Source organism: Microbacterium sp. P5_E9 (assembly GCF_054049175.1).
The window spans coordinates 54,882-70,641 of record NZ_JBFUMV010000016.1; the positions used below are offsets into that span (position 1 = coordinate 54,882).

Sequence of the window (15,760 nt, forward strand, 5' to 3'; positions counted from 1 at the left end):
AATGCCCGCCCACCCGGCAGCAACGGAGGTCGTGCATCCCGCCTGGTCGTGGGGGCTCGCGCCCGCGCTCCTGGCGTGCCTCTCCGCGCCGGCCTTCTTCGTGCTCCGCGTGCCGTGGGTGGGCTGGGCGCTGCTGGCGGCGGCGCTCGCCGGCGCCTGGTCGGTCGAGCGCCGCGCCGTGCGGACGACGGATGCCGCGGCATCCGCGCTGCGTGGGGCCGAGGCATCCGTCCGACCGCCGAGTCTCGTGCGCGACCTCTCGCTGATCGCGGCGGGCCTGCTCATCGTGAGCGCCATCCCGCTCGCCGCGGAGCTCGACAATCCGGCCTTCCTGCGCTTCGCCGTCGCGCTGGGGGGAGCGGTGGTCGTGCCGTACGTCGTCTCGCGGTACGCCTACCGGGACCGTGCGATCAGGTTCCCGTGGCGCGGCGGCGGACGATGGACGCGCTTCCAGTGGTCGTGGCTCGCCAGCGTGCTCGTGCTCGGGTGGCTGATCCTGCCGTTCTACTTCATCACGTCGGGCGTCTACCTCAACTGGCCGACGGTCGATGAGCCCGACCTCATCGCGCGCCTCTTCGTCGGCGTCGGCGCGGTCGGCATCTGGGACGAGCTCTTCTTCATCTGCACCGTGTTCGCATTGCTGCGTCGCCACTTCCCGTTCTGGCAGGCGAACACGCTGCAGGCGGTGGTGTTCGTGTCATTCCTGTGGGAGCTCGGCTATCGCGCCTGGGGACCGCTGCTCACGATCCCGTTCGCGCTGCTCCAGGGATTCATCTTCATGAAGACCCGGTCGCTCGCGTACGTCGTGACGGTGCACCTGCTGTTCGACGCTGTCGTGTTCCTCGTGCTCGTGCACGCCCACAATCCCGGCATGCTCGACTGGCTGTTCCTCGTCTGAGCGAGATTCAGGCATCCACGCCGAGCGACACCGCGCGGTCGACGATTGCGCCGGGGTGGCCGATCACCGTACGGGATACGGCTGATGCCTGGGCGACGGCATCCGCGACGGAGGCGCCGTTCGCCCGTGCGTGCAGGTAGCCGGCGTTGAACGAGTCGCCTGCGCCGGTCGTGTCGATCGGGCGCCGGATGGGTGCGCCGGCGAACCGGTGCAGGGTGTCGCCCACTCCGACCACGATGTCGCCGCCGCCGTCCTTGACCACCACCTCCTGCACACCGGCCTCGCGATAGCGTGCGATGACCGCCGCGGCGTCGCCGCCGCCGAACAGCTGCCGCTCGTCCGCGAGGGACGGCAGTGCGATGTCGGTCACCGCCGCAGCCGCGAGGACGGCGAAGCTCGCGTGATCGACTGACGGCCAGCCGCGCGGGCGGTAGTTGCTGTCGAAGGCCACGAGCGCTCCACCGTCGCGGGCGCGGGCGACCAGGTCGAGCAGGATGCTGCGGGCGGCGGGGACGAGCTGCTGCAGCGTGATCGCGGAGAGGTAGATGATGTCGGCTGCCCGCAGGACCTCGCCGATGCGGTCGCGCATCCTGGCGCCCTCGTCGTGCTCGGGGTCGAGCAGCCGGCGGACCGGCGAGGCGTCGCGGTAGTAGGTGAAGGTGCGCTCGCCGACGTCGTCGGTGGAGACGATGTACAGCGCGGGGGAGCCACCGCCGACGCGCTGGGCGTGCACGTCGATGCCCTCGGCGTCCATGAACGCCAGCTGGTCGGCGGTGAGCGCATCGTCGCCCACCGCGGTGACGAAGCCCACAGCGGCGTCATCGCCCGCGAGGCGCTTGAAGTAGACCGCCGTGTTGAACGTGTCCCCAGCGAACCCCAGGGTCATCGCCGTGCCGCCGCGGCGGGTGAGCTCGGCCATGCACTCGCCGATCGCGATGAGGCGCGTCATGCCGACCGCCCGAGCTGCACCTGGCGGAGGAGCTCGGATGCCGCGGCATCCAGATCCGGTGCGTTCGACAGGTCGCTGCCGACCCCGACCGCGAACGCCCCCGCGCGCAGCCACTCGCCGACCGCCGAGAGGCCGATGCCGCCCGTGGGCATGATGCGCGCCTCCGGCAGGATCGCGCGGAGCGTCTTGAGGTACCCGATGCCGCCGACGTGCGCCGGAAAGAGCTTGCACACGCCGAAGCGCGACGCGGCGGCCACCTCGCCCGGCGAGAAGCCGCCGCCGATGAAGAGCGTGTCCGCCTGCTGCGCGATCCGTCGCGCGTCCTCGACAGGGAAGGGGCTGACGAGGAATCGCGCCCCCGCCTCGCACGCGAGCGCGGCGTCCTCGGCCGTCGTGATCGTGCCCATGCCGATCACAGCTTCAGGGTGCTCGCGGACGAGGGTGTGCAGCAGCTGTGCCCAGTTCGGAGTGGTCGCCGTCAGTTCGATGACGGAGAGGCCGGCCTCGATCAGCCGGGTGCTCGCGGTGTGGGCCAGGTCCGCGGTCGCCGCACGCAGCACCGGAACACCGCCCTGCGCCCTGATCGCCGCCTCGACATCGGCGGGATCGGCTGGCGCGCCACCCCCGGGCACCGCCCTCACCGGCTCACATACAGCGACTCGATGCCGGCATCCACCGACATCACCACGCCGTTCGTGGAGCCGGCCGAGGGATTCGCGAAGTACACGATCGCATCTGCGACCTCATCGGCGGAGACGAGCCGGCCGTGCGGCTGGCGGGCCTCGAGCAGGCCCCGCTCGGCCGCGGGATCGGGGGCGGCATCCAGGAGCCGCCCGATCCATGGCGTCTCGGTCGTGCCGGGGCAGACGGCGTTGAAGCGCACACCGTCGCGGAGATGATCGGAAGCCAGCGCCCGCGTGAGCGAGACGACGGCGCCCTTCGTCGCGGTGTAGAGAGCCCGATTCGGGAAGCCGGTCAGCGCGACCGCCGACCCGACGTTGACGACGCTCGCCGGCCGCGAGGCGATCAGGTGGGGGAGCGCCGCCCGGATCGTGCGCACGGTCCCGAGCACGTTGATGTCGTAGACCCGGTGCCACTCGTCGTCGTCGTTGTCGAGGATCGTGCCTGCGGCGCCGACCCCGACGGAGTTGACGAGGATGTCGAGCCGTCCCCAGCGCCCGACCACGTGGGCGACAGCGGCCTCGATCGCGGCGGAGTCGCCCACGTCGACGATCTCGCTGATGAAGTCGTCCGACTCGATGTCGGCGGGCTGGCGGTCGAAGACGGCGACCCGAGCGCCCTCCCGGAGGAGCCGCCGGGTGGTGGCGAGGCCGATCCCCGACGCTCCGCCGGTGACGATGGCGACCGTGCCGCCGAAGCCCGCCGCGATGTCTCCCTGCGGGGCGTTCACGCCGTCACCACCGCGGCGACGCAGGCCTGCCGCTGGCGGCCGAGCTGCTCGACGGCGATCTCCACGATGTCTCCGTCGCCCAGGTAGGGGAACCTGCCGGACAGCCCGACGCCCTCCGGCGTGCCCGTCAGAATCACATCGCCCGGCTCGAGCACGACGTACTGGCTGAGGTCGGCGACGATCTGGTCGACATCGAAGATCATGTCCGACGTGTTCGAATCCTGCCGCGGCTCGCCGTTGACGAAGCTCTGCAGGCGCAGGTGGTCGGGGTCGACGCTGTCGGCGGTGACCAGCCAGGGGCCCAGCGGGCAGAAGCCAGGGGCGCCCTTGCCCTTCGACCACTGCCCGCCCGACCGCTGCAGCTGCCAGGTGCGCTCGGACAGGTCGTTCGCCGCGGCGTACCCCACGATGTGGGCGCGCGCCTCGGCCTTCGAGGCGAGCTGCCAGGCGCGCGCGCCGATGACGACGGCGAGCTCCACCTCCCAGTCGACGGCGTCGCTGCCGGCGGGCAGCTCGAGTTCGTCGTCCGGCCCGACCACGGTATTGGCGGGCTTCAGGAAGACGATGATCTCCTTCGGCGGCTCGCTGCCGCCTTCCGCGGCGTGCGCGGCATAGTTCATGCCGATGCAGTACACCGACCCCGGTCGGGCCACGGGCGCGCCGATGCGGCGGGAGGCGGCATCCGGAATCTCCGCCAGCTCTGCGCGACGGCGATCCACCTGCCCGACCGGGTCGTTCGCGAGGAAGGCGCCGTCGATGTCGTGGGTGAGGGGTCTGAGATCGAAGGCTCGTCCTTCGAAGTAGACGACGGGGATCTCCGCCCCGACGTCTCCGATTCGTCCGAATTTCATTGTCGTCCTTGCTCGTCGCTGGTTTGCGTGTGGATAGGTCAGGCGGTGGAGGGATGCAGCGGTTCCCGCGTGAGGGTCACCGTCATGGTCACCGACTCGCCCGGCGGGATCTCGGTCCCCGGGCCGCCGCGTCGGTGGCCGCCGATCGCCGCATCGTCGTCGCCGGGCAGCACGTTGGCCGGCTCGACCGCGACGGCATACAGGCGCCGGAACCAGGGCCACCCCGCTCCGGCGTTCGCCTCGATCCAGATCCAGGCGTGCGGCAGCACATCCCGGTTCCATCGCAGCCGGATGCCGAAACCGCGGCGGGGGCTGGCGAAGAGCACGCCGGCATCGGTGAAGTCGGTGAGCGCGCCGAAGAGGGATGCGCCCGATCCGCTGCCGGGGAGGCGGATGCTGCCGCCAACGGGCCCTTCGGGCAGGACCTCCTGCGGAGGGCCCACGACATCCGTGCCGGCCATCGAACCCGGTGCGTCGGCGTCGGTGACGATCGTCCCCGCGCCGGGGACCAGGTAGCTGTCCTCGTCGAGGAACGGCGCTCCGAAGGCGGGATGCTGCACGAGGCGCGTCCAGACCGGGTCGGGGGAGAGGTTCGTCACCGTGTCGGACACGGTGAGCGTGTCAGCGGCGAGCGTGACCACCCTGCGCAGGTGCAGCGGCGCGGTCAGCAGGTGGGTCTCGAGTTCGCAGGACGAGGCATCCTGGGCGAGCACGTCCCAGATCGCGAGGGATGCCTCACCGTGGAAGCCCTGACGAACGCCGTCGTGCGTCCGCTCTGGCCCGGCGTTGGGGGCGAGGAGCTGCCAGCCGCCCGGGTACCCCTGGATCCAGGCCGCCATGGAGTCGGCAGGCGTCGAGACCGAGCGGGCGAGCCTCGTCGGCGAGACGCTGAGGAGCGGCGTGTCGGTGACGCGGTCGACGATCTGCGCGATGTCGGCGCCGCGCTCGGGGGTGACGCGCACTTCGAGCGATGCGGAGCGAAGGGTGATCGCCATGTCAGCAGCGGAACGGCGTCGAGGCGCGGCCGGTGACTCCCAGGCCGGTCACCCGGAAGGTGGAACCTGCCTCGGGCTCGAGATCGGGGTCGATCCCGACGCCCGCCGAGGTCACCCACAGTTCGTCGAGGTCCGGGCCGACGAACGCGCAGGACGTGGTCTGCGAGGCGGGGATCGGCACGCTCCGCACCCGCTCGCCGTCGGGCGTGAACTCGTGCACGGCGGAGCCGGCGAACTCCGCGACCCAGAGGTGCCCGCGGGAGTCGACGCAGAGCCCGTCCGGATAGCCGGGGAAGGCGTCGGCGTCCACGAGCACCGAGGCGTTGGGCTCGATCGATCCGGTCGCCAGGTCGAACCCGAAGCTCAGGATCTGCCGAGCCTGCGTCTCGACCAGGTAGAAGGTGTCGCCCGACGGGCTCCAGTCCATGCCGTTCGGCTGGGTCAGGTTCGGCAGGACCAGTGTCGCCTCGAAGTCGTCGTCGAGGCGCCAGAGGCCGCCGCGACCCGCGGCGAAGTCCATCGCGCAGCTGCCCGACCAGTAGCGGCCCGCCGGGTCGGTCTTGGCGTCGTTCATCCGCACGCCGACCGGGAGGCAGTCGACGCGGTGATCGATCTCGCCGTCCGGGCCGAAGCCTACGAAGCCCGACGCCACGGCCGCCACGAGTCCGCCGTCGGTGCGCTGAGCGACAGCGCCCACCATCTCGGGGTACGTGCGCGTGGTGGTCACGCCGGTGGCCGGATCGGTGGCGAGGATCTCGCCCGGGATGATGTCCACCCAGTGCACGAGGCCGGCGGTGGCATCCCACACCGGTCCTTCCCCGCACTCGGTGCGCCGCGACACTGCGACGCTGACGTGTTCGGTCATCTGAGGGTTCCTCTCGGTCGCCGTGGTCGGCGTGTCGGTGCTGGCGGTCATGAGATGAAGTAGTCCGGGTGCTCGAGTCGGATCTTCTCGGTGTCGGCGAGGATCCGGGTGGAGTGCCGGTGGATGACGGTCAGGCCGCCCGGCTCGTCGCGCAGGCGGATCGCGTCGACGATGTGCTGATGCTCGGCGGGGATCTCCGGGTTCGCCAGGGCGCCCCCCACGTTGAGCCGGCGTAATCGGTCGAGGTGGATCTTCGCGCCGCGCACGACCTGCCAGATGCGCGGCACTCCCGCGATCGCGAACACCAGCTGGTGCAGCTCCTCGTCGGACCGGAAGAAGTCCTCGACATCGCCACGGGCCGCGGCATCCCGATTCCGGTCGACGAGGGCCTGCAGCTCGGACACATCGAGATCCTCGAGGCCGATGGCGCGCTGGAACGCGCTCTTCTCCAAGGCGCTGCGGATGAAGACGGCGTCGTTGACCTCGACCATCGCGATCGGCGCCACCGTCGTCCCGACCTGAGGCCTGATCGTCACGAGCCCCTGATCGGCGAGACGGGTGAAGGCTTCGCGCACCGGCGCACGGCTGACGCCGAGCGATGCCGCGACGCCTGGCTCGGAGAGGGCGGCGCCCGGGGGCAGTCGCAGGTCGCGGATCGCCTCGCTGAGCTCGTCGTAGACGACGTCGGAGATGCGGCTGCGGCTGCGGGTCGAGGTCGCCGAGACCGAGGAGATATCGCCCAGCGTCGCCATGGAACGCGCGCGGGCCAGGTTGCGCGCGCCGTTCTCTTCGGCCGGCGCCGCACTCTCCCCGTGGTTCATAACCATGCCGTTCCCATCATCGCGAAGCGCTTGCATACAAGTATACAAGTCGGTTATGGTTGCCGCAATCATCGCGTTCAAGGGAGATTGATGATGACACCGGCGAACATGGTGGCGGCCACCGAGGCCCAGCTCTTCGAGCTCGTCCGCACCCGCCTGTACACCGCCGTGATCGGCGACATCCTCGATCGACTCGGTCGTACGCATCAGTTCCTGCCGCCGCAGATCCGACCGCTCACGCCGCAGATGCGGATCGTGGGCCGGGCGATGCCCGTGGTCATCGCCGACGTCTACGGTCCGCAGCGCAAGCCCTTCGGGCTCCTCACCGAGGCGCTCGATCAGCTGGAGCCGGGCGATGTCTACCTCGCCCCGCGCACCGGCTCAGACGCGGCGATGTGGGGCGAGATCCTCACCGCAACAGCGCAGTCCCGAGGTGCGGTCGGCGCGGTCGTCGACGGGTACCATCGCGACACCGAGAAGGTGCTCGGCCAGGGCTTTTCGGTCTTCAGTCACGGCTGCTACGCGCAGGACTCCAGCGTCCGCACGATCGTGAACGACTTCCGCACCCCGGTCGAGATCGGGCAGGTGCGCGTCACGCCGGGAGACCTCGTCGTCGGCGATATCGACGGCGTGCTGATCGTTCCGCAGGAGCTCGAGGTGGAGGTCATCGAGGCGGCGCTGGAGAAGGCGTCCACCGAGAATCTCGTTCGGCATGCGATCGAGGGCGGCATGAGCGCCACCGAGGCGTTCGTCCGCTACGGGGTGCTGTGATGGCCGCCGCACACATCGAAGGAGCCTCCATGAGCGCCGCCGAGCAGGTTCACCAGGGCAAGGTGGCGCTGGTCACCGGCGGTTCGCAGGGGATCGGACGCGGGATCGCCCGCACCCTGGCCGCCCGCGGGGCCGCGGTCGTCGTGCACGGCCTGACTCAGGACTTCGTCGACGAGACGGTGGCCTTGATCCGGGATGCCGGGGGCCGCGCCGTCGGCACGTTCGGTCCGGTCGATGCCGAGGCGACGAGCGCGGCGGCGGTCCAGCGTGCGATCGACGAGTTCGGGCGTCTCGATCACCTGGTGACGGCTGCCGGCATCCAGCGCTACGGCGATGCCGTCGACACCTCGATCGAGACGTGGGACGAGGTGTTCGGCGTGAACGTGCGCGGCGTCTTCCTCGCCGCACGGGCGGCGCTGCCGCACATCCGTCCCCAGCGCGGCACGGTCACGATCATCTCGTCGGTGCAGGCGACCGCGACGCAGAACAACGTCGTCGCGTACACCGCCAGCAAGGGCGCGCTCAATTCGCTCGCCCGCGCGATGGCGGTAGACGAGGCCCTGCACGGCGTGCGCGTGAACTCCGTGGCCCCCGGCTCGGTCGACACGCCCATGCTCCGAACCTCCGCCGCGCAGTGGTCGGACGGCACTCCGGATGGCGTCGAGCGGACCATCGCCAACTGGGGGACGATGCACGCGCTCGGGCGCGTGGCGCAGCCCGAGGAGATCGGCGAAGCCGTGTCGTTCCTCGCGAGCGACGCCGCGAGCTTCGTGACCGGCTCCGAACTGCGCGTCGACGGCGGCCTGCTCGCCCGCATCGCGGCAGCCCTCCCCGCCAAAGACTGACCACCCCCGAATAGGACGACAGAAATGATCCAGCTCAGCGAATTCCTCCCCCCACGCCCCGAGACATCATGGAAGCTCATCCGCCAGGTCGGCGTCGACAACGTGGTCGGCGTCCTCAACGGCGCCGAGCAGGACCAGCGGATGTTCGCCTCCGTGGGGGCCGGCGGATGGAAGTCGGACGACCGCGACGAGGTGCCGTGGAGCGAAGCGGCCCTCAAGCAGAACATCGAGACCTACGACGACTACGGCTTCCGGCTGGTCGCGCTTGAAGACACCGCGCCCATCGACAAGGTCCGCCTCGGCCTCGACGGACGCGACGAGCAGATCGACCACGTGATCACCCAGATCCGTGCGATGGGGCGGCTCGGCATCCCGACGCTCGCCTACAACTGGATGGCGCTCTCGAGCTGGGGGCGCACCGACATCGCGATCTCCGACCGTGGCGGCGCCTACGTCACGGGCTACGACCGCGCCATCGCCCAGTCCAAAGACCCGCTTGTCCAGCCCGGCGAGGTCACCCGCGAGCAGATGTGGGCCGGGCTCCAGTACTTCCTCGACGCGGTCGTGCCGATCGCAGAAGAGGCCGGTGTGCGCCTCGCGATGCACCCGGACGACCCGCCGCAGCAGGTGGACCGCAACCTGCCTCGCATCATGAGCTCGGCAGCGGCGTTCCGCCGCCTCCTCTCGCTGTATCCGTCCGAGTACAACGGCATCACGTTCTGCCAGGGCAATTTCGCCCTCATGCCGGAGGTGCTGGACGGCACATCGTCGATCCCCGACCTCATCCGCGAGTTCGGCACCGAGAAGATCCCGTTCGTGCACTTCCGCGACGTGCGCGGCACGCCGGACGCCTTCCAGGAGACGTTCCACGACGCGGGGCAAACCGACATGCCGGCGTGCATGGAGGCGTACCAGGAGATCGGATTCGGCGGCGCGATGCGCCCCGACCACGTGCCGACGCTCGAGGGGGAGTCCAACAACCGCCCGGGCTACGAGACCCTCGGACGCCTGTTCGCCATCGGCTACATCCGCGGTCTCGAGCAGTCGGCATACGGGCACCCCTCCGCGCGGTCATGACCGCGCACCAGGCCGCAGCCGTCGCGGCGGAGGCCGACGACGAGAGCCGGGCCACCGCGATCGGCCTCGTCGCGGACATGGGGCTGCTCGGCGCAGCCGAGGAGGTCTCGGCCGAGCCGCTGTCCGGCGGTGTCTCGTCGGACATCTGGCTGATCCGCACCGGCGATCGCGCCCTCGTCCTGAAGCGCCCGCGCGAGCGGCTGAAGGTCGCCGCCGACTGGCAGGCGCCCATCGACCGCGGTGCGTCCGAGGCGGCGTGGCTCGAGTACGTCGCCGAGGCCGTACCAGGCGCCTGTCCCCGCGTGCTCGGCTACGACGCCGGGACGTTTGCGATCGCGCTCGACTACCTCGACCCTGCGCAGTACCGCAACTGGAAGACGGAGCTGCTGGCGGGGCGGGTGGATGCCGCGTTCGCGAGTGCCGTGGGCGCCGACCTCGGCCGCATCCACGCGGCCTCTGCGCGCACCGCCGGCCTCGCGTCGCGATTCGACCACCAGGACCTCTTCGAGTCGCTGCGCATCGAGCCCTACCTGCTGCGCACGGCGGCGGCCGTGCCCGAGGCGCGCGAGCCGCTCGCCGCCGTCGTTGCGAGCCTTCGGACGACGCGGATCGCCCTGGTGCATGGCGACGTGAGCCCGAAGAACATCCTCGTCGGCGACCGTCCGGTGTTCCTCGACGCCGAGTGCGCCACGTGGTCCGACCCAGCGTTCGACGCCGCCTTCTGCCTGACGCATCTCGCGCTCAAGCAGTTCCATCTTGCGGACCGCGCGGCCGATCTGCGATCGGCATCCGATGCGTTCCGCGCGGGATACCTCGCCGAAGTGGACTGGGAGGAGCAGACGGATGCCGCCGCCCGCGTCGACCGGATCATCCCGGCGCTGCTGCTCGCACGTGTGGAGGGCGCCTCGCCCGTTGAATACCTCGATTCCCTCACGCGCGCGCGCGTGCGCCGGGTCGCGCTCGCCGCGCTCGTCACCGGGCGCGCGTGGGAGGACGTCGCGGACGAACAAGGAGAAGTGCATGACTGACACGATCCGATCGGTCCGCGCGCGGCGCGTCTGGGACTCACGCGGGGTGCCGACCGTCGAGGTCGAGATCACCACCGAGAGCGGCGCCCGCGGTCGCGGCATCGCCCCGGCGGGCGCCTCCACCGGCCGGCGCGAGGCCATCGAGCTGCGCGACGGCGGCACGGCGTTGGGCGGGCGGGACGTGACGCAGGCGGTCGAGCTCGTGCGCACCCGCGTGGCGCCGGCACTGGTCGGCCTCGACGTGGCCGACCAGGAGGGCGCCGACCGTGCGCTCGACCGACTCGACCCCGATCCGCAGCGCTCGGGGATCGGCGGCAACTCCACCACGGCGGTCTCGCTCGCGGTGCTGCACGCGGCCGCCGCGAGCCGTGGCATCCCGCTGTGGCAGGTGCTGGATGCGCAGCCGCGGTTCATCCCGCGCCCCCAGATCCAGATCCTCGGCGGCGGGGCGCACGCCGCGCACCGCACGACGGTGCAGGACTTCATGGTCATGCCGCTGTCGGCGACCTCGATCGCGGAGGGCCTGGTGCACGTCGCCGAGGTCTACCGCGCCGTCGGGGAGGTGCTGGCCGCGCGCGGGCCGAAGCGCGGTGTCGCTGACGAGGGCGGGCACTGGCCGGAAGTGACCGATACCGAGGACGCGCTCGATGTGCTGACAGCGGGCATCGAGCGCACCGGACTCATCCCCGGCATCGACATCGGGATCTCACTCGACATCGCTGCCAGTCAGTTCCACGATCCGGGCGGCTACCGCGTCGGCGACGTCACCTTCTCGAGCGAGGATTGGATCGACCAGCTCGTGCGAATCTGCCGCACCTACCCCGTCGTCACGCTGGAGGATCCGGCCGACGAAGACGACAGCGCGGGAATGCGGCGGGCCGTGGCGGGACTCGGCACGCGCACGCTCGTCGTCGGCGACGACTACCTCGTGACGGACGCCGGACGGATCCGACAGGCCGCCTCCGACAGGACCGTCGACGCCGTCCTGATCAAGGTCAACCAGGTCGGCACGGTCACGGGTGCGGCGAACGCCGTCAGGGCCGCGCGCGACAACGATCTCGCGGTCATCGTCTCGGCGCGCTCCGGCGAGAGCGAGGACATCTCGGTGGCGCACCTCGCGACCGGATGGGGTGCCGATGTCGTGAAGGTCGGCTCGATCACGCGGGGCGAGCGCACGGCGAAGTGGAATGAGCTGATTCGCATCGACGAAGAGCTCGGCCGCGTGCCGCTGGCCCCGCTGGCCGCCTCGGAAGGCGAGAACGCGGGCGAGTCCCTCGTCGACCAATCCGCGCGCGGAGGCAGGCGCGACCGGATGCGGGTCTTCCGCTCGCACCCATGACGGATGTCGGGGGTGATGGCTAGCCTCGAGGGGTGACGCACGAGCTCACACGCGACCAGGCACGCCGGATCATCGTGCGCGCGCAGCTGTTGGACGCCGCGCGCCCCGGAGACGTGATCGAAGTCGCCGAGCAGCTCGGCGAGATCAAGATCGACCCCGCTGCCGCGATCGCGCCGTGCGAGCACACCGTGCTCTGGTCGCGGATCGGCTGGTCGTACGACCCCGGCCAGCTGACGAAGGCCGTCGAGCTCGACCGGCTCCTCTTCGAGTTCGACGGCTCCTTCCGACCCATCGGTGTGCTGCCGCTCCTGATGCCCGCCATGCGCCACTTCCCGCGGCGGGAGAGCAACCGGGAGTGGCTCGCGGCCAACCAGGTGTTCCGGCGGGAGATCCTGGCTCGGCTCCGCGCCGAGGGCCCGCTGCTGGCGAGCCAGATCCCCGACACCGCGCAGGTGAGCCGCGCGCCGGACGGCTGGGAGGGGTCGAACCAGGTGCCGATCATGCTCGACTTCCTGCTGCGGCTGGGCGTGGTCGCGATCGTCGGTCGCGAGGGGCGTCATCGCCGGTGGGATCTCGCGGAACGGGTGTATCCGAGCGACCTCCCCGAGTTCGACGAAGACGAGGCGACTCGCCTGCTCGAAGAGCGCAGCCTGCAGGCGGCCGGAATCGCGAAGCCGCACTGGGTTTGGAACGGCGTGGGCAAGACGACGGGCGAACCGGCCACGGTCGAGGGCAGCACCTGGAAGTGGCGCGTCGACCCCGAGGCGCTCGAAGCCCTCGAAGCCGACGACGACGACGGCGGTCGCGTCGCCTTCCTGCATCCCTACGACCGACTGCTGTTCGACCGCAAACGGCTCGAGGAGCTCTTCGAGTTCACCTACGTGCACGAGCATTTCAAGCCCAAGGCGCAGCGGCGCTACGGCAACTTCGCGCACCCGATCCTGGTGGGGGATCGTTTCGTGGGGATGCTCGACGCCGAAGTCGACAAAGTGCGCGAAGTGCTCCGCGTCAACGCGGTGCACGAGTTCCTGCCGTTCGAGCCCGAAGAGGACGAGATGGTGCGCGCCGAGATCGCCGAGCTGGCGGAGTGGCTGGGCGTCGCGGTCGAAGGCCTCCGCTGACGGACGGATGCCCCGTCCTGCGCGAGAGCCTGTGCGCCGGCGTTGCCGGCCCCTAGGGTGAGGGCATGGAGGTCCTCTTCATCGCCGGCTTCGGCCCCATCGCCCCCGACCCCGCTCGCACCTACGACTTCTGGTCAGGCGCCCTGGGCGTCGAGTTCGAGGAGCTCGCCCCGGACTACCACCACGCCACGAACCTCCCGGGCGCGAAGGTCTTCGGCCTGTGGCCGCTGGCGCAGGCAGCTGAGGCGACCTTCGGCTCGCCGGATTGGCCGGCCGATCTGCCGGTGCCGCAGGCGTGGATCGAGCTCGAGGTCGCGTCAGCCGACGCCGTGGCCGATGGGGCGGCTGAACTGCGCGCCGCGGGGCACCGGATCCTCGTGGACGCCCATCAGGAGCCCTGGGGTCAGACCACCGCGCGGCTGCTGAGCCCTGAGGGACTGCTGCTGGGCCTGTCGTACATGCCCGACTTCCACTGACTTCGTCGTCGCCGACGTCGAACTCAGCGCACCGACATCCGTCTGATCTTCTCGGCGTAGCCGTCGAGCACATCGAGGATTCCGCGGTGCTGCCACACGCGGTTCCGATTTCTTCCTGTGCTCTCAGTGAGCACCCCGCGATCGGTGAGGGCGTCCAGCGCGCGAAGTGCCGCCATCTCTCCCAAGCCGAGTGTGCTCATGAGGTACTTCGTATTCATCGCGGGTTGGCCGACGAGAGCGGGGAGAATCTTCCATGCGGCGGCGTCTGAGCGCAGACCTTTCAACTGCTGGCGGGAGTCCTCGAGTTGCGCGACGAGGTCGTCGACGAGCTGGGTTCCGGTGGTCGCTGCGATCCGACTCGCCGAGGCGAACTCATCGACGATCGGCTCGGCGTCTCCGGCGCGGAACGCGGTCAGCGCGGCGAAGTAGCGGTCGACGTCGACGAGGAGCCCGGCCGAGATCGGCGCAGCGGTCGACCCGACGAGTCCCTTGTTGCGGAGGATGGATTGGGCGAGCGCGCGCCCCGTCCGGCCGTTGCCATCGGGAAACGGGTGGATGGTCTCGAATTGGGCGTGCGCAACGGCGACCTGCACGAGCACGGAGATGTCCTCGCGCTTGACGAAGCCCACCAGGTCCGCGATGGCACCGGGAATGCGGTCATGGTGGGGAGCCACGAACTCCGCGAGGCGAGGGCCGGCCTCACCGCGACCGATCCACACCTGCTCGGAGCGGTAGTGCCCCGCCTCCTTCTCGAAGCCGCGCTGGTGGAGCATCAGCGCCTTGTGCATAGCGAGGATCGAGTCCTCGCTGATGTCGTCCGACAGTCGCAGAGCTGCCTCCATGGCACGGACGTTGCCGATCACGGTGAGCGCGTTCGCCTTGTCGCCCTCGTCGATCTCGGCGAGGGCGAGCTGCCTCGCGGAGGTCGTCAGCTGCTCGATCTGCGAACTGGACGCCGACTCCGTGCGCAGCAGGATCGCCGTCATCGGCCCGAGGGCAGGGTTGTCGGTGCCCAGCCGGCTCCGCGCGTGATTGTCGAACGCAACAAGGCTCCGGGTCGCGTCCTCGACGTTGGCGGAGACATCACCCGGAATCCGGGGATCCCAATCCCGTATCGGTGCCGTGAGGGTGGCGTCATACGGTCCGGTCTGCCGCAGCACCTCGGCGCGCGAGTGCATCTCGGGGGCTCGTGGTTTCCACTCGTAAATCTCGTGTGAGACCGCGGGTATCGGGATGCTCGGGTGGGCGGGACGTGCGGGCATGAAACTACTGTACCAACAGTTAGTGCAATATATGTTGGTAAGAAGCGTTTGTCACCGCGCATACGAGAAAGGGACCGCCTGGCCTGAATGGCCCGCGATCCCTTGTCCCGACTGGTGCCCCCGACTGGAATCGAACCAGCGACCTTTGGTACCGGAAACCAACGCTCTATCCCCTGAGCTACGGAGGCGTACCGATCGAGGATATCACCGCGCCGAGGGCGTTCCTGCCCGCGGTCACCCCGCGTCGGCGGTGATGTCGGTGCCCTCGCTCATCGCGGCGATCGCGTCCGCGAGTCGCTCGGCGAGGTACGCGTGGCCGGCCGTCGACGGATGATCGCGGCCGATCTCGCTCGCGTCGATCACCCAGCCGTAGTTCTCGGGGGTGATCCAGTCGTCCTGCACGGGAGAGACGTACCACCACCCGCGGTCGGCGGCGAGGTGGGCCAGGTCGTCGTCGATCCGAGCGGTCGCGCGCTGCACCGGGAGCACCTGCGGCGCGGGGCCAAGGATGACGATCGCAGCGTCCGGGTACAGCGCGCTGAGCGCGTCCCACGCCGAGGTCACCGCGGCGGTGTAGCCCTCGGGGTAGAGCACCCGGTCGTTGATCGATCCCTCGATGATCACGAGGTCGGGATCAAGGCCCGGATCCAGGGCGGCGATGCGCTCGCCGAAGCTCCCGCCGTCGATTCCGGGCTTGAGGTAGCCGCTGCCGCGCACGCCGTCGACGTGGGTCTCCCAGCCCAGCGTCTGGCCGATCACATACGCGTAGCCGAGGGTCGGATCGGTCGCCGCGGATCCGTAGGTCCAGGAGTCGCCGAAGACGAGCACCGAGGCGTGCTCGGGAAGCACGAGCGGGGCCGGCGCGACGACCGCCGCCGCGCCCTCCGCCACAGCCACAGCCGGCGCCGCCGTCGTGCGCCCGGCGGCGATGAGGAACGCGATCGCGACCGCCGCGACGGCCCCCGCCAGCAGCCACCACGAGCGACTCAGGGGGGTGCGGGCGGCCGTGTTCACGCATCGAGAGTACGTCACGAAATGGCCCGTACCGCAT

General features: G+C 70.4%; 17 protein-coding genes and 1 tRNA gene. 8 read left to right on the top strand and 10 right to left on the bottom strand.

Features of this window, described 5'->3' with window-relative positions; all coding sequences use genetic code 11:
* Position 1 precedes the first annotated feature (1 nt).
* Positions 2 to 898 (top strand): CPBP family glutamic-type intramembrane protease, encoded by an 897-nt coding sequence (locus tag ACXJ3V_RS16265; RefSeq protein WP_457101380.1) that lies wholly within the window; start codon positions 2 to 4, stop codon positions 896 to 898.
* A gap of 7 nt (positions 899 to 905) precedes the next feature.
* Here the strand turns inward: ACXJ3V_RS16265 and ACXJ3V_RS16270 are convergent, their stop codons facing one another.
* Genes ACXJ3V_RS16270 through ACXJ3V_RS16300 form a run of 7 tightly spaced genes read right to left on the bottom strand, consistent with a single transcriptional unit; the run spans position 906 to position 6,796 of the window.
* Positions 906 to 1,847 carry a sugar kinase gene (locus ACXJ3V_RS16270; protein WP_457101381.1) on the bottom strand — a complete coding sequence of 314 codons (942 nt, stop codon included), beginning with the start codon at positions 1,845 to 1,847 and terminating at the stop codon, positions 906 to 908.
* The gene (locus ACXJ3V_RS16275) at positions 1,844 to 2,488 is read right to left on the bottom strand and encodes a bifunctional 4-hydroxy-2-oxoglutarate aldolase/2-dehydro-3-deoxy-phosphogluconate aldolase (RefSeq protein WP_457101382.1); all 645 of its coding nucleotides are present in this window, start codon (positions 2,486 to 2,488) and stop codon (positions 1,844 to 1,846) included. Before ACXJ3V_RS16275 ends, ACXJ3V_RS16270 begins: the two co-directional genes overlap by 4 nt.
* Positions 2,485 to 3,258, bottom strand: coding sequence for an SDR family NAD(P)-dependent oxidoreductase (locus tag ACXJ3V_RS16280; RefSeq protein ID WP_457101383.1), 774 nt, complete (start codon positions 3,256 to 3,258; stop codon positions 2,485 to 2,487). Before ACXJ3V_RS16280 ends, ACXJ3V_RS16275 begins: the two co-directional genes overlap by 4 nt.
* Positions 3,255 to 4,109 carry a fumarylacetoacetate hydrolase family protein gene (locus ACXJ3V_RS16285; protein WP_457101384.1) on the bottom strand — a complete coding sequence of 285 codons (855 nt, stop codon included), beginning with the start codon at positions 4,107 to 4,109 and terminating at the stop codon, positions 3,255 to 3,257. Before ACXJ3V_RS16285 ends, ACXJ3V_RS16280 begins: the two co-directional genes overlap by 4 nt.
* A 38-nt stretch (positions 4,110 to 4,147) precedes the next feature.
* Positions 4,148 to 5,104: a DUF4432 family protein gene (locus ACXJ3V_RS16290; protein WP_457101385.1), complete on the bottom strand. Its 957-nt coding sequence runs from the start codon at positions 5,102 to 5,104 to the stop codon at positions 4,148 to 4,150.
* 1 nt (position 5,105) lies between these two features.
* A complete protein-coding gene (locus ACXJ3V_RS16295; RefSeq protein WP_457101386.1) occupies positions 5,106 to 5,969 on the bottom strand; it encodes an SMP-30/gluconolactonase/LRE family protein in 864 nt (287 codons plus the stop codon).
* Positions 5,970 to 6,016: 47 nt separating this feature from the next.
* Entirely contained in the window at positions 6,017 to 6,796 is a 780-nt protein-coding gene (locus ACXJ3V_RS16300; RefSeq protein ID WP_457101387.1) for a GntR family transcriptional regulator, read from the bottom strand.
* A gap of 84 nt (positions 6,797 to 6,880) precedes the next feature.
* Between ACXJ3V_RS16300 and ACXJ3V_RS16305 the strand changes: the two genes are divergently transcribed.
* From ACXJ3V_RS16305 to ACXJ3V_RS16335, 7 genes are all read left to right on the top strand, one after another.
* Positions 6,881 to 7,561 (top strand): RraA family protein, encoded by a 681-nt coding sequence (locus ACXJ3V_RS16305; RefSeq protein ID WP_457101388.1) that lies wholly within the window; start codon positions 6,881 to 6,883, stop codon positions 7,559 to 7,561.
* Positions 7,562 to 7,590: 29 nt separating this feature from the next.
* Positions 7,591 to 8,406 carry an SDR family NAD(P)-dependent oxidoreductase gene (locus tag ACXJ3V_RS16310; RefSeq protein ID WP_457101389.1) on the top strand — a complete coding sequence of 272 codons (816 nt, stop codon included), beginning with the start codon at positions 7,591 to 7,593 and terminating at the stop codon, positions 8,404 to 8,406.
* A gap of 24 nt (positions 8,407 to 8,430) precedes the next feature.
* Positions 8,431 to 9,483 (top strand): mannonate dehydratase, encoded by a 1,053-nt coding sequence (locus ACXJ3V_RS16315; protein WP_457101390.1) that lies wholly within the window; start codon positions 8,431 to 8,433, stop codon positions 9,481 to 9,483.
* The gene (locus tag ACXJ3V_RS16320) at positions 9,480 to 10,511 is read left to right on the top strand and encodes a phosphotransferase family protein (protein WP_457101391.1); all 1,032 of its coding nucleotides are present in this window, start codon (positions 9,480 to 9,482) and stop codon (positions 10,509 to 10,511) included. The genes ACXJ3V_RS16315 and ACXJ3V_RS16320 overlap by 4 nt, the downstream gene beginning before the upstream one ends.
* Positions 10,504 to 11,850: a phosphopyruvate hydratase gene (gene eno, locus ACXJ3V_RS16325; protein ID WP_457101392.1), complete on the top strand. Its 1,347-nt coding sequence runs from the start codon at positions 10,504 to 10,506 to the stop codon at positions 11,848 to 11,850. Before ACXJ3V_RS16320 ends, eno begins: the two co-directional genes overlap by 8 nt.
* A gap of 32 nt (positions 11,851 to 11,882) precedes the next feature.
* Entirely contained in the window at positions 11,883 to 12,971 is a 1,089-nt protein-coding gene (locus ACXJ3V_RS16330; RefSeq protein ID WP_457101393.1) for a DNA glycosylase AlkZ-like family protein, read from the top strand.
* A gap of 65 nt (positions 12,972 to 13,036) precedes the next feature.
* The gene (locus ACXJ3V_RS16335) at positions 13,037 to 13,447 is read left to right on the top strand and encodes a VOC family protein (protein ID WP_457101394.1); all 411 of its coding nucleotides are present in this window, start codon (positions 13,037 to 13,039) and stop codon (positions 13,445 to 13,447) included.
* A 23-nt stretch (positions 13,448 to 13,470) separates the two neighbouring features.
* On the opposite strand, the gene ACXJ3V_RS16340 is transcribed toward ACXJ3V_RS16335, so the two are convergent.
* From ACXJ3V_RS16340 to ACXJ3V_RS16350, 3 genes are all read right to left on the bottom strand, one after another.
* Positions 13,471 to 14,709 carry a Fic family protein gene (locus tag ACXJ3V_RS16340; RefSeq protein WP_457101395.1) on the bottom strand — a complete coding sequence of 413 codons (1,239 nt, stop codon included), beginning with the start codon at positions 14,707 to 14,709 and terminating at the stop codon, positions 13,471 to 13,473.
* Positions 14,710 to 14,821: 112 nt separating this feature from the next.
* A tRNA-Arg gene (locus ACXJ3V_RS16345) sits at positions 14,822 to 14,897 on the bottom strand.
* A 46-nt stretch (positions 14,898 to 14,943) separates the two neighbouring features.
* Positions 14,944 to 15,723 (bottom strand): SGNH/GDSL hydrolase family protein, encoded by a 780-nt coding sequence (locus ACXJ3V_RS16350; RefSeq protein WP_457101396.1) that lies wholly within the window; start codon positions 15,721 to 15,723, stop codon positions 14,944 to 14,946.
* Between the last annotated feature and the right edge of the window lie 37 nt (positions 15,724 to 15,760).

Bases quoted from the DNA above. Each gene is read 5' to 3' on its own strand.
- ACXJ3V_RS16285 (WP_457101384.1), bottom strand. From the start codon at position 4,109: ATGAAATTCGGACGAATCGGAGACGTCGGGGCGGAGATCCCCGTCGTC.
- ACXJ3V_RS16335 (WP_457101394.1), top strand. From the start codon at position 13,037: ATGGAGGTCCTCTTCATCGCCGGCTTCGGCCCCATCGCCCCCGACCCC.
- ACXJ3V_RS16305 (WP_457101388.1), top strand. From the start codon at position 6,881: ATGATGACACCGGCGAACATGGTGGCGGCCACCGAGGCCCAGCTCTTC.
- ACXJ3V_RS16295 (WP_457101386.1), bottom strand. From the start codon at position 5,969: ATGACCGAACACGTCAGCGTCGCAGTGTCGCGGCGCACCGAGTGCGGG.
- ACXJ3V_RS16300 (WP_457101387.1), bottom strand. From the start codon at position 6,796: ATGGTTATGAACCACGGGGAGAGTGCGGCGCCGGCCGAAGAGAACGGC.
- ACXJ3V_RS16310 (WP_457101389.1), top strand. From the start codon at position 7,591: ATGAGCGCCGCCGAGCAGGTTCACCAGGGCAAGGTGGCGCTGGTCACC.
- ACXJ3V_RS16315 (WP_457101390.1), top strand. From the start codon at position 8,431: ATGATCCAGCTCAGCGAATTCCTCCCCCCACGCCCCGAGACATCATGG.
- ACXJ3V_RS16320 (WP_457101391.1), top strand. From the start codon at position 9,480: ATGACCGCGCACCAGGCCGCAGCCGTCGCGGCGGAGGCCGACGACGAG.
- ACXJ3V_RS16270 (WP_457101381.1), bottom strand. From the start codon at position 1,847: ATGACGCGCCTCATCGCGATCGGCGAGTGCATGGCCGAGCTCACCCGC.
- eno (WP_457101392.1), top strand. From the start codon at position 10,504: ATGACTGACACGATCCGATCGGTCCGCGCGCGGCGCGTCTGGGACTCA.
- ACXJ3V_RS16340 (WP_457101395.1), bottom strand. From the start codon at position 14,709: ATGCCCGCACGTCCCGCCCACCCGAGCATCCCGATACCCGCGGTCTCA.
- ACXJ3V_RS16290 (WP_457101385.1), bottom strand. From the start codon at position 5,104: ATGGCGATCACCCTTCGCTCCGCATCGCTCGAAGTGCGCGTCACCCCC.
- ACXJ3V_RS16265 (WP_457101380.1), top strand. From the start codon at position 2: ATGCCCGCCCACCCGGCAGCAACGGAGGTCGTGCATCCCGCCTGGTCG.